Here is a 15,182-nt window from a genome sequence, read left to right on the forward strand (position 1 = left end):
GTTCCCCTGTGGCCAAGCACCCGATCGCACCCGACACCCCCGACGACGCCGACGTGACGGCCATCGGGAAGGGCCGGCCGACCCCGACGCGCCGCGAGCAGGAGCTCGCCCGCAAGCGTCCGCTGGTCGTGACCGACCGCAAGCAGGCCGCGCGGGACGCCCGCGTGAAGACCGCGGAGCTGCGCGAGCAGGCCCGCGTCGGCATGGCCGCCGGCGACCAGCGCTACCTGCCGGTCCGCGACAAGGGCCCGCAGCGCAAGTACGTCCGCGACTACGTCGACGCGCGCTTCAGCTTCGGCGAGTTCCTCATCCCGGTGATGGTCGTCGTGCTGCTGATCAGCTTCTTCCCGCAGCCCGAGCTCGCCTCGCTCACGCTGATCATCCTGTGGGCGTTCTTCCTGCTCGCCGTCCTCGACTGCATCCTGCTGGGCCGCCGCCTGAAGAAGAAGCTCGCCGAGCGCTTCGGCGGCGCCGACAAGGTCGAGAAGGGCATCCCGTGGTACGCCGCGATGCGCGCCCTGCAGCTGCGCGTGATGCGCCTGCCCAAGCCTCAGGTCAAGCGCGGCGCGTTCCCGGCCTGACCCGGCGGCGCGAACCGGGCCGGCAGAGGCCGGACCGGTCCGGCGGCGTCGGACTACGCGGCGCGCAGCCTGGCGAGCCCGCGGTTGATCCGACGGCCCCAGAGCGGGCCGCGGAAGACGAACGCCGAGTAGCCCTGCACCAGCGTCGCGCCGGCGTCGAGCCGCTCCTGCACGTCCTCCGCGGTGTCCACTCCCCCGACGGAGACGACGCAGAACTCTTCGGGGACGACGCCGCGGATGACCCGCAGCACCTCGAGTGCGCGCGCGGCGAGCGGAGCGCCGGAGAGCCCGCCCGCCCCCGCACGCTCGACGACGGCGCGGTCGGTGCGCAGCCCCCCGCGGGACAGGGTGGTGTTCGTGGCGATGACACCGGCGAGGCCGAGTCGCACCGCGAGCTCGGCGACGCGGACGACCTCCTCGTCGGAGAGGTCCGGAGCGATCTTGACCAGCAGTGGCGTCGTGTCGGCCGCCTCGGCGACCGCGGCGAGCAGCGGCTCGAGCTTGTCGATCTCCTGCAGGCCGCGCAGGCCCGGGGTGTTCGGCGAGCTGACGTTGACGACCAGGTAGTCGGCGAGCGGCGCGAGCATCCGGGCGCTGACCAGGTAGTCCTCGACCGCGTCGTCGACGTCGACCACCCGGCTCTTGCCGATGTTGACGCCGATCACGGGGCGGCCCCGGGCACTGCGCAGGCGGGCGAGGCGACCGGCCGCCGCGCGGGCGCCGTGGTTGTTGAAGCCCATCCGGTTGACCAGCGCGCGGTCGGCGATCAGCCGGAAGAGCCGCGGGCGGTCGTTGCCGGGCTGGGCGCGGGCGGTCAGCGTGCCCACCTCGACGTGGCCGAAGCCGAGCGCGCCGAGACCGAGCACGGCGGTCGCGTCCTTGTCGAAGCCGGCGGCCACGCCGAACGGCGTCCGGAAGCGCAGGCCGAGCGCCTCGACCGAGAGGTCGGTGCGCGGCACGGTGAGCCGGCGGACGAGCGGGGCGACCGGGCCGAGCGCCTGGATCACCGGGAAGGCGAGGTGGTGCGCCCGCTCGGGATCGAGGCGCTTGAGCACGGTGGAGAACAGCAGCGGGTACACGGCGGCCCTCACAGCTCGTCGGCGGTGTGCAGGGCGGCGGGGCGCTCGGCGCGCAGCAGGGCGATCGCCGACTCGAAGTCGTCGAGGGAGTCGAACGCCTGGTAGACGCTCGCGAAGCGCAGGTAGGCGACCTCGTCCAGCTCGCGGAGGGGGACGAGGATGGCGAGCCCGATGTCGTTCGCGTCGATCTGCGAGGCGCCGGTGGAGCGGAGGTTCTCCTCGACCCGCTGGGCGAGCACGGCGAGGTCGGTGTCGGTCACCGGGCGGCCCTGGCAGGCCTTCCGGACTCCGCTGACGATCTTCTCGCGGCTGAACGGCTCCACGACTCCGCTGCGCTTGATCACGACGAGGCTCGCCGTCTCGGTGGTGGAGAAGCGGCGGCCGCAGGACGGGCACTGGCGGCGGCGGCGGATGGAGAGGCCGTCGTCGCTGGTGCGCGAGTCGATCACGCGGGAGTCGGGGTGCCGGCAGAAGGGGCAGAACATCTCGGGTGCCTCTCGAGGTCAGGCGAAACGGGCGTCGACGGCGTCGCCGTGCGCGGGGAGCGCCTCGGCGTCGCTCAGCGCGCGGATGTGCGGGGCGACCCGCTGCAGGGCGGCGCGGTCGTAGGAGACGAGCTGCTGCGGGCGGAGGAAGGTGTGCGCGCCGAGCCCGGAGGAGAAGCGCGCCTGCCCGAGGGTCGGCAGCACGTGGTTGGAGCCGGCCAGGTAGTCGCCGAGGCTGACCGGGGTGGTCGGGCCGAGGAAGACGGCGCCGGCGTCGTGGATCCGCTCGGCGGTGGCCTCGGGATCGACGGTGTGCAGCTCGAGGTGCTCGGGGCCGTAGGCGTCGCTGAAGGCGCAGGCGATCTCGAGGTCGTCGACGATCACGAGGGCCGACTGCGGACCGGAGAGCGCGATGCCGACGCGCTCGGAGTGGTGGGTGCGCGCGGCCTGCTCGACGATCTCGCGGCCGACGGCCTCGGCGAGGGCCGGGTCGTCGGTGACGAGCACGGCGGAGGCGGCCTCGTCGTGCTCGGCCTGGCTGACCAGATCGGCGGCGATCAGGCGCGGGTCGGCGCTGGAGTCGGCGATGACGAGGATCTCGGTGGGTCCGGCCTCGGAGTCGATGCCGACCTGGCCCAGCACCTGGCGCTTGGCGGTGGTGACCCAGACGTTGCCGGGGCCCGTGATGATGCTGACCGGGTCGAGGCCGAGGGAGTCGACGCCGTAGGCGAGGGCGGCGACCGCTCCCGCGCCGCCCATCGCGTACACCTCGTCGACGCCGAGGAGGCCGGCGGCGGCGAGGATCGTCGGGTGCACGGAGCCGCCGAACGCCTTCTGCGGCGGCGAGGCGATCGCGACGGAGCCGACGCCGGCGGCCTGGGCGGGCACGGCGTTCATGATCACGCTGGAGGGGTAGACGGCCTTGCCGCCGGGGACGTAGAGGCCGGCGCGGCCGACCGGCTGCCAGCGCTGGGTGACCGTGGCGCCGTCGTCGAGCACCGTGGTGCGGGCCGGCGGGATCTGCGCGGCGCTGGCCTTGCGGACGCGGACGATCGCCTCCTCGAGGGCCGCGCGGATCGCGGGGTCGAGGTCGCGGACCGCCGCGGCGATCTCCTCGGCGGGCACGCGCAGGTGCGGCGGGCGGACGCCGTCGAGGCGCTCCGCCTGCTCGAGCAGCGCCTCGGCGCCGCGCGCGCGGACGTCGGCGATCAGCTCGGCGACGACGGGCCCGACGGCGGCGGAGGTGCCCGGATTGCGCGGAACGAGGGCGAGGAGCTCGGCGGCGGACGGACGTCGCCCCCGCAGATCGAGAGTCTGAATCATGGCCGCCCCAGCCTACCGGCCGCGCTCGCGCCGCTCCCCCGCGGGCGCCTCCCGCGCCGCCGACGCCGGGTCTCGATACGCCGCTGCGCGGCTACTCGACCAGCATGGCGCTCATGCTGATCGAGTAGCCCGCGCAGCGGGCGTATCGAGATCCACCACCGCCCGCACGCCGGTCACCGGGTCTCGATACGCTGCTCCGCGGCTGCTCGACCAGCATGTGCGGCGCGGCCTAGTACAGGCAGTTGGGGCCCAGCAAGGACTTCAGCTCGCCGAAGAGGTCCGGCGTGATCCTGACCGGGAAGGGCACCTCGAAGACGCGGGCCGTGTCGCCCTTGATCAGCTTGAGGCGGACCTCGGTGCGGCCGGAGTGGCGGATGAGCACGTCGCTGAGCTGCGAGACGGTGTCGGTCGTCGCGCGCGACTCCGGCATCGAGACGGTCAGCGGGCCGGAGTCGCCGTCCTGGCTCATCTCGGGGGCGAAGAGGCTGAACGCGTGCAGGTTCATCCCGTCGTCGCGCATGCTGACGCGGCCGCGCACGACGACGATGGAGTCGTTCGTCAGCGCCGGAGCGAACTCCTGGTACGCCTTGCCCATGAACATGCAGGTGATCTCGCCGCCGAAGTCCTCGACCTGGATCATCCCGTACTGGTTGCCGGAGGCCTTCGCCATCCGGTGCTGCACGCTCGTGACGAGTCCGGCGACGACCACCGTCTCGCCGTCGCCGATCGACTCCGAGACCAGGAGGTCGGCGATCGTCGTGCTGTAGTGCTTGGCCAGCTCCGTCTCGAGCCCGGCGAGCGGGTGGTCGGAGACGTAGAGGCCGAGCATGTCGCGCTCGAAGGCGAGCTTGTCCCGCTTGGCCCACTCCGGCCGGGTCGGTACCTGGATCGCGGCCTGCGGCTCGTCCCAGAGGCTGTCGAAGTCGAAGCCGACCTGGCCGTTGGCCTCGTTGCGCTTCTCGCCGACGGCGGCCTCGACCGCGTCCTCGTGCACCTCGACGAGCGCGCGCCGGGTCGAGCCGAGCGAGTCGAACGCGCCCGCCTTGATCAGCGACTCGATGGTGCGCTTGTTCGCGACCGGGAGCGGCACCTTGCGGAGGAAGTCGTGGAACGACTCGAAACGCCCCTTCTCCTCCCGGGCGACCCGGATGCCCTCGACGACATTGGTGCCGACGTTGCGGACGGCACCGAGGCCGAAGCGGATGTCGGGCCCCACTGCGGTGAAGAAGCCGATCGACTCGTTGACGTCCGGCGGCAGCACCTTGATGCCCATCCGCCGGCACTCGTTGAGATAGGCGGCCATCTTGTCCTTGGAGTCGCCGACGCTCGTGAGCAGCGCCGCCATGTACTCCGCGGGGAAGTGCGCCTTGAGGTAGGCGGTCCAGTAGGAGATGACGCCGTACGCGGCCGAGTGCGCCTTGTTGAACGCGTAGTCGGAGAAGGGCAGCAGGATGTCCCAGAGGGTCTTCACCGCGGCCATCGAGTAGCCGTTGTCGGCCATGCCGCCGGAGAAGCCCTCGAACTGCTTGTCCAGCTCGGACTTCTTCTTCTTGCCCATCGCGCGGCGGAGCAGGTCGGCCTGCGCCAGCGTGAAGCCCGCGAGCTTCTGCGCGATCGACATCACCTGCTCCTGGTAGACGATCAGCCCGTAGGTGCCGCCGAGCACCTCGGCGAGCGGCTCCTCGAGCTCCGGGTGGATCGGCGTGATCTCCTGGACGCCGTTCTTCCGCAGTGCGTAGTTGGTGTGCGAGTCGGCGCCCATCGGGCCCGGCCGGTAGAGCGCGAGGACCGCGGAGATGTCCTCGAAGTTGTCGGGCTTCATCAGGCGCAGGAGCCCGCGCATCGGCCCGCCGTCGAGCTGGAAGACGCCGAGCGTGTCGCCGCGGGCCAGCAGCTCGTAGGCGGCCGGGTCGTCGAGCGCGAGGTCCTCGAGGACGAGGTCCTGACCGCGGTTGGCGCGGATGTTGTCGAGCGCGTCGTCGATGATCGTGAGGTTCCGCAGCCCCAGGAAGTCCATCTTGATCAGGCCGAGCGACTCGCACGCGGGGTAGTCGAACTGCGTGACGATCTGGCCGTCCTGCTCCCGCTTCATGATCGGGATGATGTCCTTGAGCGGATCGCTCGACATGATCACGCCGGCCGCGTGCACGCCCCACTGGCGCTTGAGGTTCTCCAGGCCCAGGGCCGTCTCGAAGACGAGCTTGGCCTGCGGGTCCTCGGCGATGACGTTCCGGACGTCGAGCGCCTCCTTATAGCGCGGGTGCTCGGGGTCGTTGATCCCGGTCAGCGGGATGTCCTTGCCCATGATCGCGGGCGGCATCGCCTTGGTGAGCTTCTCGCCCATCCCGAACGGGAAGCCGAGCACGCGCGAGGCGTCCTTGAGCGCCTGCTTCGCCTTGATGGTGCCGTAGGTGACGATCTGCGCGACGCGCTCGTCGCCGTACTTGTCGGTGACGTAGCGGATGACCTCGCCGCGGCGACGGTCGTCGAAGTCGACGTCGAAGTCGGGCATCGAGACGCGGTCGGGGTTGAGGAAGCGCTCGAAGATCAGGCCGTGCTTCAGCGGATCGAGGTCGGTGATCTTCATCGCGTAGGCGGCCATCGAGCCGGCTCCGGAGCCGCGGCCCGGGCCGACGCGGATGCCGTTGCGCTTGGACCAGTTGATGAAGTCGGCGACGACGAGGAAGTAGCCCGGGAAGCCCATCTGCAGGATGACGCGGGTCTCGTAGTCCGCGCGGTCGCGCACCTCCTGGGAGATCCCGTCCGGATAGCGCTCGTTCAGCCCGGCCTCGACCTCCTTCACGAACCAGGTGTCCTCGGTCTCGCCCTCGGGGACGGGGAAGCGCGGCATGTAGTTCGCGGAGGTGTCGAACTGCACGTCGCAGCGCTCGGCGATCAGCAGCGTGTTGTCGCAGGCCTCGGGATGGTCGCGGAAGACCTGGCGCATCTCGCGCGGGGACTTGAGGTAGAACTCGTCCGCGTCGAACTTGAAGCGCTTGGGGTCGTCGAGTGTGGTGCCGGACTGCACGCAGAGCAGCGCCGCGTGCGAGGTGGCGTCGTGCGCGTGGGTGTAGTGCAGGTCGTTCGTGGCGACCAGCGGCAGATCGAGGTCCTTCGCCAGCCGGATCACGTCGCCGATGACGCGGCGCTCGATCTCGAGGCCGTGGTCCATGATCTCGGCGAAGTAGTTCTCCTTGCCGAAGATGTCGCGGTAGTCCGCGGCCGCCTGGCGCGCCTCCTTGTACTGCCCGAGGCGCAGGCGCGTCTGCACCTCGCCGCTCGGGCAGCCGGTGGTCGCGATGAGGCCCTCGGAGTGCTCGGCGAGGATCTCCCGGTCCATCCGGGGCTTGAAGTAGTAGCCCTCGATCGAGGCGCGCGAGGACAGCCGGAAGAGGTTGTGCATGCCGGTCGTCGTCGAGCTCAGCAGCGTCATGTGCGTGTAGGCGCCCGAGCCGGAGACGTCGTCTCCGCTGCCGTCGCCCCAGCGGATCCGGGTCTTGTCCGAGCGGTGCGTCCCGGGGGTGATGTACGCCTCGGTGCCGATGATCGGCTTGATCCCCGCCGCGGTCGCGGTGCGCCAGAAGTCGAAGGCGCCGAACACGTTGCCGTGGTCGGTGACGGCGATCGCCGGCATGCCCTCCTCCACCGCCGCGTCGATCAGCGGCTTGACCCGGGCGGCACCGTCGAGCATCGAGTACTCGCTGTGCACGTGCAGGTGGACGAAGGAATCGTTACTCGGCAAAGGATGCGCCTCCGACGGACTGCGGGTAGGGAGACCGAAAGTCTACCCGCGTCACTCCCCGCGGAGGACGTCCAGCGCGTGCGCGAGGTCGTCCGGGTAGGTCGCCTCGAACTGCACCCACTCCCCCGTGCCCGGGTGGGTGAAGGCCAGCCGCACGGCGTCCAGCCACTGCCGGGTGAGGCCGAGGCGCTTGGAGAGCGTGGGGTCGGCGCCGTACATCGCGTCGCCCACGCAGGGGTGGCGCTGGGCCGCCATGTGCACCCGGATCTGGTGCGTCCGTCCGGTCTCGAGCCGGATCTCGAGGAGCGAGGCGAAGGGGAACGCCTCGATCGTCTCGTAGTGCGTGACCGAGGGCTTGCCGTCGGCGCGGATCGCGAACTTCCAGTCCGAGGAGGGGTGACGCCCGAGCGGCGCGTCGATCGTGCCGGTCAGCGGATCGGGGTGCCCCTGCACGACGGCGTGGTAGATCTTCTCGACCAGCCGGTCGTGGAAGACGCGCTTGAGGTGGGTGTACGCGCGCTCGGACTTCGCGACGACCATCAGGCCGCTCGTGCCGGCGTCGAGCCGGTGCACGATGCCCGCCCGCTCAGCGGCGCCGGAGGTCGAGATCGTGAAGCCGGCCGCGGCGAGGGCGCCGAGCACGGTCGGGCCCTCCCAGCCGACGGCCGGGTGCGCCGCGACCCCGACGGGCTTGTCGATCACCACGATGTCATCGTCGTCGTGGACGATCCCCAGGTCGGGGACCGCGATCGGGACGATGCGCGGCTCCTCGCGGGGACTCCACTCGACGCTCAGCCAGGCACCCGCGGCGACGCGGTCGCTCTTGTCGAGGACCCGGCCGTCGGCGGTGACGCCGCCGGCGTCGATGACCTCGGCGGCGAAGGTGCGCGAGAAGCCGAGGAGCTTGCCGACGGCCGCGTCGGCGCGGAGGCCGGCGAGTCCGTCGGGGACGGGCAGCGCGCGGGACTGCACCATCAGGCGCCGCCGCGTGGCTCGGAGTCGATCGCCGCGGTGCTGTCGGTGTCCGCACCGTCCTCCGCGGCGGCCTGCTCGGCCTTGCGCGAGGTGCGCGTGCCGTCGAGGTTCACGCCGCGCAGGCTGAGGATCACGAAGAGCCCCATCGCCGTGCAGATCGCGATGTCGGCGACGTTGTAGATCGCCGGCAGCAGCCACGGCGTGTAGAGGAAGTCGACCACGTGGCCGAGACCGAACGACGGCTCGCGGAAGAGCCGGTCGAACAGGTTGCCGAGCGTGCCGCCGAGCAGCAGCCCGAAGAACAGCGCCCACGCCGTCGAGCGGATGCGCCGGGAGAACCAGATCACGGCGACGACCACGCACGCGGCGATGATCGAGAAGATCCAGGTGGAGCCGCTCGCGAGCGAGAACGCGGCTCCGGGGTTCTTCACGTAGTGCAGGATCAGCACGTCGCCGAGGACGTGCACGTCCTCACCGAGCGTGAGCCCGGTGCTGACGAGGTGCTTCGCGGTCTGGTCGATCGCGAACACCGCGAGCGCAACGAGGCCGAGGGTGACGAGCACCCTCGGCCTGACGTTCGCTGCGGTGGTGCTACGCCCCAAAGCCGGGGAACGAGGACGACTCGGCCGACACCGGCTGGGTGTCGAGGTCGCGGAGCTGGCCCTCGATGTAGCTCTTCAGCTTCTGGCGGTACTCGCGCTCGAAGGTGCGGAGCTCGTCGATGCGGTGCTCGACCGTCGCGCGCTCCTCCTCGAGCTTCGCGACCTGGGCACGCTGCTTGGCCTCGGCCTCGGCGACGATGCGCGCGGCGGTGGCACGGCCCTCGGCGACGAGAGCGTCGCGCTTGTCGGCACCCTCGCGGACGTGCTCCTCGTGGAGACGGCGCGCGAGCTGCAGGAGTCCGCTGGAGCTCTCGGCCTCGTCGACCGGAGCCGACTGCGAGGCGGCGGGAGCGGCCTGGGCGGGAGCCGGGGTGGGCTCCGGCTCGGGCTCGGGCTCCGGCTCGGGAGCCGGGGTCTCGTCGACCACGGGAGCGGGGGCCGGCGTGGACGCGACGGGGGCGTCCATCGGCCGCGAGTCACCGGAGGAGAGGCGCTGGCGCAGCTCCTCGTTCTCCTGGTTCAGGCGGCGGAGCTCCACGACGACCTCGTCGAGGAAGTCGTCGACCTCGTCCTGGTCGTATCCCTCGCGGAACTTCGTCGGCTGGAACCGCTTGTTGACAACATCTTCGGGAGTGAGCGCCATGGCTTTCCACCTTCGATTTCAAGTAGGTACACGTTCAAGAACGTTCGGCTGGAGCTAGCAACGACTAAAGCTAGCAACTGGGAGCGCGCGGCGCAGTGCGGGCACAGCGGAGCACGTCCGATCGACGCCAACGATACAGGGGACGCGGGCGACCCGTGCACCGCCGGGCCTCAGACGCGCTGGAGCCAGGTGGCGATGTACATGCCCACGATGACGCAGAGCATGGTGAGGCTCCAGCCGAAGTCGAGGGCGATCGGGCCGATCGAGACCGGCTTGATCACGCGGCGGAAGAAGGAGATCGGCGGATCCGTGACCGTGTAGACGGTCTCGGCCGCCACGAGTCCCACGCCGCGGGGGCGCCATTCGCGGCGGATCACCCGGACGAGATCCAGGACGAACCGCGCCCACATGGCGAAGAAGTACAGCAGGAGCGCGAAGTAGAGGACGCTCGCGAAGAGCGAGATGACGGAGCTCACCGAACGACAGGGCTCCCGGGATCAGGACTTCGCGAAGAACGACGCGTCGGCGTCGCTCTCGGCGGAGGCCGAATCGCCCGCGACCGTGATGTGCGACGGGGAGAGGAGGAACACCTTGCTCGTGACGCGCTCGATGCGGCCGTAGAGGCCCTGCGAGAGGCCGCTGGCGAAGTCGATCAGGCGGCGCGCGTCGGCGTCGCTCATCTGCGAGAGGTTGATGATGACGGGGATGCCGTCGCGGAAGTTCTCCGCGATCACCTGAGCGTCGCGGTACTGCTTGGGGTGGACGGTGAGGATCTCGTTCATCTCAGCGTGTGCCGTCGCCTTCGGGGTCTGGGGGGTGGGCTTGCGGAGCGGGGTGACCGTCGCGCGGGGCTGCTGCGGGGTCGGCTCGACCGGCGGAACCGGCTGGACCGGGGAGACCGGGGCGCGGTGCGCTGTCGCGGGGGCCGCCTCGACGGTCTCGGCACGCTCGTACTCGACCTCTTCGTCGGCGAGTCCGAGGTACACCATCGTCTTCTTCAGCGGGTTGGCCATCAGTGTCCTCCGTGTTGTCGTCGCACCCACAGCTGGGTCACGACGAGGCTACGGGCGGGCGGGCCGATTGCCGGTGATTGCCGACCCGATTCGCAGGTGTGTCGCACCCTCGGCGATCGCCTCGGCGAAGTCGTTCGACATGCCGGCGGAGATGTCGGTCGCTCCGGGGTCGATCGACCGCACGCGCTCCGAGATCGCGCGCAGCCGCGCGAAGGCCGGGCGGGGCTCCTCGCCCAGCGGAGCGACGGCCATCACGCCGCGCAGGGCCAGCCCCGGGGCGGCCGCGAGGGCCTCCGCGAGCGGCTCGACCTCGTCGGCTGCCGCTCCCCCGCGGTCGGGGTCGTCGGTCAGGTTCACCTGCAGGAACACGTCGAGCGGCGCCTGCCCGGGCTCGGGCGGGCCGGCGTCGAGGAGAGGCACCAGGGCGAGCCGGTCGACCGAGTGGATCGAGCTCGCGTAGCGCTTCACCTGCCGCGCCTTCTTGCTCTGCAGCTGGCCGATGTAGTGCCAGCGCGCGGGCGTGCCGGCGAGCTCGGCCGCCTTCTCCTGCGCCTCCTGGTGGCGGTTCTCGCCGAAGTCGGCGACGCCGAGCTCGAGGAGGTCACGCAGGAGGGAGACGGGGTGGTACTTGGTGACCACGATCGTGGTCAGCTCCGACGGGTCGCGACCGGCCGAGCGGGCGGCGTCGGCGACCTGCTCGGTCACCGAGGCCCAGCGCTCGGCCAGCTCGCGATCCACCACGGCGGCGACTACTTGAGGAAGTCGGGGATGTCGAGGTCGCTCTCGTCGTCGTCGAACGACGGGTCGGCGACGGGAGCCGGCGCGGCGACGGGGGTGCTCGACCAGATCGACCCGGCCGACGGAGCGGCGGCGGGGGCCGGGGCGGGCTCGGACGACGCCTCCACGGGCAGGCTCTGCTGCGGGCGCGGCGCGGCGACGGCCGCGGGACCGGTCGCGCCGGGCTCACCGCCGTCGAAGCCCGCCGCGATCACGGTGACGCGCACCTCGTCGCCGAGGGTGTCGTCGATCACGGCGCCGAAGATGATGTTCGCCTCGGGGTGCACGGCCTCCTGGACCAGGCGCGCCGCGTCGTTGATCTCGAAGATGCCGAGGTTCGATCCGCCCTGGATGGAGAGCAGCACGCCGTGCGCGCCGTCGATGCTCGCCTCGAGCAGCGGGGACGCGACGGCCAGCTCGGCCGCCTTGATCGCCCGGTCCGCCCCGCGCGACGAGCCGATGCCCATCAGCGCGGAGCCGGCGCCCTGCATGACCGACTTGACGTCGGCGAAGTCGAGGTTGATCAGACCGGGGGTGGTGATCAGGTCGGTGATGCCCTGGACACCGGCGAGCAGCACCTGGTCGGCCGTGGCGAAGGCCTCGAGCATCGAGATGCCGCGGTCGCTGATCTCGAGCAGGCGGTCGTTCGGGACGACGATGAGGGTGTCGACCTCGTTCTTCAGGGTCGCGACACCCGCCTCGGCCTGGGTCTGGCGGCGGCGGCCCTCGAAGCCGAAGGGCTTCGTGACGACACCGATGGTGAGCGCGCCGATCGACTTCGCGATGCGCGCCACGACGGGCGCGCCGCCGGTGCCGGTGCCGCCGCCCTCGCCCGCGGTGACGAAGACCATGTCGGCGCCCGCGAGCACCTCCTCGATCTCCTCCGCGTGGTCCTCGGCGGCGCGGCGGCCGACCTCGGGGTCGGCGCCGGCGCCGAGTCCGCGGGTCAACTCGCGGCCGACGTCGAGCTTGACGTCCGCGTCGCTGAGCAGCAGCGCCTGCGCGTCGGTGTTGATCGCGATGAACTCGACGCCGCGGAGGCCGAGCTCGATCATGCGGTTGACGGCGTTGACGCCGCCACCGCCGATGCCGACGACCTTGATCACGGCGAGGTAGTTCTGGTTTGAAGTCACGTGTCCGGCCTCCGGGCTGAACCTTAAACCTGTAGTTGAGGCTTAAAGTTATGCTGAGTATGCATTTGGGGTGTGGGCTCGACGGTAGGCGGAGTGCGCGCCGCGCTGCGACAGACACGCCCGCAATCGGAAAAGAGCCGTGTGGATCCGTCCGGCGCGCCGCTCACCGCCGGGCGACGACGGCGGCCTCGGGCGAGGAGACGTCGTAGGAGGCGACCGCCGCGGGATCCGTCGCCGCCATCAGCTTCTCCAGGACGACGGCCTTGAGCGCGGAGTCGTCCGACCCGCCCCAGAAGACGACGGCGCCGTCCGCGAGGGTCAGGGAGACGTCGTCCCCCGTGGTCGCGGCCGCCGAGGCGACCTGGCTCTCGAGCGACTCCGGCAGGGTGAGCAGCACCCGTGCGGTCGCGCGGAACGCCGCTCCCGAGGCGGAGCCGGTCGGCGTGCTGAGCAGCGGGTAGCCCTCCTGCGCGGCGGGCGCCGTCTCGATCACCACGCCCGCCGGGTCGACGAGGTCGAACTCGGCACCGTCGGCGATCACGCCGACCGGGGTCCGCTCGACGACGCTGACGATCAGCGTGCTCGGCGGTCGCGTCTGCACGGAGTAGCTGCGCACCAGGGGGTAGCTGCCGAGCACCCGCCCGACGGCGGCGCGGTCCACCAGCGTGAGCGGCACCCCGACCTGGTCGGCGAGCGAGTCCTGGATGTCCTGGGCGCTGACGCGCTGGGTGCCGGTGATCTCGATCGTCTTCACGGCCATCAGCGGCGAGTAGGCCGCCGCGGCGACGACCAGCGCGAGGAGGACGAGCGAGCCGGCCGTGACCAGCGCGATGGTGCGGCGGCGGCGCGCGCGCTTGGTGAAGCGGCGGACCTCGCCGCGCTCGAAGCGCCGGCGCTCCCGAGCCGCCTTCGCGAGCGCGCGGCCCTCCGACCCGGGCAATGGGAGTCCTCGGAGCCGGGACAGCGGCGTCCTCCGCGACTCGGCCGCCGTGTCGGGCGGAGTCCTCTCCGACTCGGCCGTGGTGGGCTCCGCCTTCGCGGGTCCCGCCTTCTCCGGCTTCGCCTCCGCGGAAGCGGACTTCGTGGGTGCGGACTCCGTGGGTGCGAACTTCGTGGGCGCGGCGATCGCCGCCTTCGCCGATCTCCCGGCCTCCGCCGCCTTCTCCGCCTTCAGCCGCTCGGCCTGCAGCTTCCCTGCCGCACTCCGGGGAGCGGACGGCACCCGCAGCGACGCCGGCGTCGTCAGCCGGATCGGCTCGGTGGGGTGCTCGTCGTGACTGGACGGACGCGGCTCCACCGGCGGAGGGCTCGCCGGACGAGCGGGGGCTGAGCGCACTCCGCTCGGCGGCCGCACGCCGTCCGGCCGCTTCATCGCGCGACCGGCGCGACCTCGCTCGCGCCGAGCGACTCGAGCAGCTGCGGGATGATCCGGTAGACGTCGCCGCAGCCGAGGGTGATCACGAAGTCGCCCTCGCGCGCGATCTCCGCGGTGCGACGGGACGCCTCCTGCCAGTCGGCGAGGAACGAGACGTGCGAGGGATCGGCGAACTTCTCGCTCACCAGCGCGCCGGTGACGCCGGGCTCGGGGTCCTCGCGAGCGCCGTAGACGTCGAGGACGATCGTCTCGTCGGCGTAGGTCTCCAGCGCCTCGGCGAACTCGCGGGCGAAGAGCCGGGTGCGGCTGTAGAGGTGCGGCTGGTGCACGGCGATGATCCGGCCGGAGCCGACGACGGTCCTCGCGGCCGACAGGGCGGCGGCGACCTCGGTGGGGTGGTGCGCGTAGTCGTCGTAGACGCTCACGCCGCGCACGGCGCCGTGCAGCTCGAAGCGGCGCTCCGTGCCGCCGAACCCGGAGATCGCGGCGAGGGCCGGAGCCGGTTCGAAGCCGAGGCCGACGAGCACGGCGAAGGCGCCCGCCGCGTTGATCGCGTTGTGGCGGCCCGGGATGCGCAGTCGCGTCGTGTAGCGGCGGCCCTCGTACTCGACGGTGAAGCCGACCGGGCCGACCAGCTCGAGGTCGACGACGCGGACGTTCGAGCCCTCCGCCTCGCCGAAGGTCAGGACCTTCGGTCCGTCGATGCGGCGGGTGACGCTGACGGCGCCGGGGTCGTCGGAGGAGATGACCACCAGCTCCCGGGCGCTCGAGGTGAAGGTGACGAACGCCTCCTCGAACGCCTCGAGCGAGCCGTAGTGGTCGAGGTGGTCGGGGTCGACGTTGGTGACGAGCGACACCGCGGTGTCGTAGAGCAGGAAGCTGCCGTCCGACTCGTCCGCCTCGACGACGAAGACCTCGCCGGAGCCGGCCGCGGAGGAGGTGCCGAGGCCCTCGATGATGCCGCCGTTGACGAAGCTGGGGTCGGCGTCGAGACCGAGCAGACCGGTGACGATCATGCCGGTCGAGGTGGTCTTCCCGTGTGCGCCGGCGACGGCGACCAGGCGCTTGCCGCGGACGAGCCAGGCGAGCGCCTGCGAGCGGTGCAGGACGGGCAGGCCGCGCTCCTTCGCCAGCAGGTACTCGGGGTTGTCCGGCCAGAGTGCCGACGTGACGACGACGGCCTCGGCATCGCCGAGGTGCGCGGCGTCGTGCCCGATGGCGACCGGGATGCCGAGCTCGCGGAGCTGCTCGATCGGGTGCGACTCGCGCACGTCGGAGCCGGTGACGCGGTGACCGGCGCGGTGGAACAGCCGCGCGATCCCGCTCATCCCCGAGCCGCCGATGCCGATGAAGTGGACCGAGCCGAGCTCGTCGGGGACGGTGATGCCGAGGTCGGGCTTGATCACGGGGCTCTCGCTTTCGGGTGGTCGGCTCGGCGTGCGGGGTGCCGCAAG

The 15,182-nt window shown here is 71.6% G+C and carries 15 protein-coding genes; 2 read left to right on the forward strand and 13 right to left on the reverse strand.

Annotated elements, in window-relative coordinates; genetic code table 11:
• Window positions 1–8 precede the first annotated feature (8 nt).
• On the forward strand, window positions 9–581 hold the full coding sequence (locus EDF17_RS12430) for a DUF3043 domain-containing protein (protein ID WP_243587142.1): 573 nt from the start codon (window positions 9–11) through the stop codon (window positions 579–581).
• Between the two features lie 53 nt (window positions 582–634).
• Here EDF17_RS12430 and EDF17_RS12435 read toward each other — a convergent pair whose 3' ends face one another.
• The 12 genes from EDF17_RS12435 to EDF17_RS19890 all read right to left on the reverse strand — a co-directional run bounded on the left by EDF17_RS12435 (window position 635) and on the right by EDF17_RS19890 (window position 13,293).
• Window positions 635–1,660, reverse strand: a complete 1,026-nt coding sequence (locus EDF17_RS12435) for a quinone-dependent dihydroorotate dehydrogenase (protein ID WP_123446148.1) — start codon at window positions 1,658–1,660, stop codon at window positions 635–637.
• An 8-nt stretch (window positions 1,661–1,668) separates the two neighbouring features.
• The gene (nrdR, locus tag EDF17_RS12440; protein WP_123446147.1) at window positions 1,669–2,145 is read right to left on the reverse strand and encodes a transcriptional regulator NrdR; all 477 of its coding nucleotides are present in this window, start codon (window positions 2,143–2,145) and stop codon (window positions 1,669–1,671) included.
• 18 nt (window positions 2,146–2,163) lie between these two features.
• Window positions 2,164–3,468 carry a histidinol dehydrogenase gene (hisD, locus tag EDF17_RS12445; protein WP_123446146.1) on the reverse strand — a complete coding sequence of 435 codons (1,305 nt, stop codon included), beginning with the start codon at window positions 3,466–3,468 and terminating at the stop codon, window positions 2,164–2,166.
• Between the two features lie 229 nt (window positions 3,469–3,697).
• Window positions 3,698–7,210: a DNA polymerase III subunit alpha gene (dnaE, locus tag EDF17_RS12450; RefSeq protein ID WP_123446145.1), complete on the reverse strand. Its 3,513-nt coding sequence runs from the start codon at window positions 7,208–7,210 to the stop codon at window positions 3,698–3,700.
• Window positions 7,211–7,261: 51 nt separating this feature from the next.
• Window positions 7,262–8,182, reverse strand: coding sequence for an RluA family pseudouridine synthase (locus EDF17_RS12455; RefSeq protein WP_123446553.1), 921 nt, complete (start codon window positions 8,180–8,182; stop codon window positions 7,262–7,264).
• A gap of 2 nt (window positions 8,183–8,184) precedes the next feature.
• Window positions 8,185–8,748: a signal peptidase II gene (gene lspA / locus EDF17_RS12460; RefSeq protein WP_123446144.1), complete on the reverse strand. Its 564-nt coding sequence runs from the start codon at window positions 8,746–8,748 to the stop codon at window positions 8,185–8,187.
• A 28-nt stretch (window positions 8,749–8,776) separates the two neighbouring features.
• Window positions 8,777–9,430, reverse strand: a complete 654-nt coding sequence (locus EDF17_RS12465; RefSeq protein ID WP_123446143.1) for a DivIVA domain-containing protein — start codon at window positions 9,428–9,430, stop codon at window positions 8,777–8,779.
• Window positions 9,431–9,600: 170 nt separating this feature from the next.
• Window positions 9,601–9,906, reverse strand: coding sequence for a YggT family protein (locus EDF17_RS12470; RefSeq protein WP_260300677.1), 306 nt, complete (start codon window positions 9,904–9,906; stop codon window positions 9,601–9,603).
• 21 nt (window positions 9,907–9,927) lie between these two features.
• On the reverse strand, window positions 9,928–10,443 hold the full coding sequence (gene sepF, locus EDF17_RS12475) for a cell division protein SepF (RefSeq protein ID WP_123446142.1): 516 nt from the start codon (window positions 10,441–10,443) through the stop codon (window positions 9,928–9,930).
• Between the two features lie 48 nt (window positions 10,444–10,491).
• The gene (locus EDF17_RS12480) at window positions 10,492–11,184 is read right to left on the reverse strand and encodes a YggS family pyridoxal phosphate-dependent enzyme (protein WP_243587144.1); all 693 of its coding nucleotides are present in this window, start codon (window positions 11,182–11,184) and stop codon (window positions 10,492–10,494) included.
• 8 nt (window positions 11,185–11,192) lie between these two features.
• Window positions 11,193–12,353, reverse strand: coding sequence for a cell division protein FtsZ (gene ftsZ / locus EDF17_RS12485; protein ID WP_123446141.1), 1,161 nt, complete (start codon window positions 12,351–12,353; stop codon window positions 11,193–11,195).
• 163 nt (window positions 12,354–12,516) lie between these two features.
• Window positions 12,517–13,293 carry an FtsQ-type POTRA domain-containing protein gene (locus tag EDF17_RS19890; RefSeq protein WP_166649668.1) on the reverse strand — a complete coding sequence of 259 codons (777 nt, stop codon included), beginning with the start codon at window positions 13,291–13,293 and terminating at the stop codon, window positions 12,517–12,519.
• A 49-nt stretch (window positions 13,294–13,342) separates the two neighbouring features.
• Between EDF17_RS19890 and EDF17_RS19895 the strand changes: the two genes are divergently transcribed.
• The gene (locus EDF17_RS19895; RefSeq protein ID WP_166649669.1) at window positions 13,343–13,630 is read left to right on the forward strand and encodes a hypothetical protein; all 288 of its coding nucleotides are present in this window, start codon (window positions 13,343–13,345) and stop codon (window positions 13,628–13,630) included.
• A gap of 91 nt (window positions 13,631–13,721) precedes the next feature.
• Here the strand turns inward: EDF17_RS19895 and murC are convergent, their stop codons facing one another.
• Window positions 13,722–15,134: a UDP-N-acetylmuramate--L-alanine ligase gene (gene murC, locus EDF17_RS12495; RefSeq protein WP_123446139.1), complete on the reverse strand. Its 1,413-nt coding sequence runs from the start codon at window positions 15,132–15,134 to the stop codon at window positions 13,722–13,724.
• Window positions 15,135–15,182 lie beyond the last annotated feature (48 nt).

The sequence above is a fragment of the Rathayibacter sp. PhB1 genome (genome assembly GCF_004362935.1).
GTDB classification, from domain to species: domain Bacteria; phylum Actinomycetota; class Actinomycetes; order Actinomycetales; family Microbacteriaceae; genus Rathayibacter; species Rathayibacter festucae.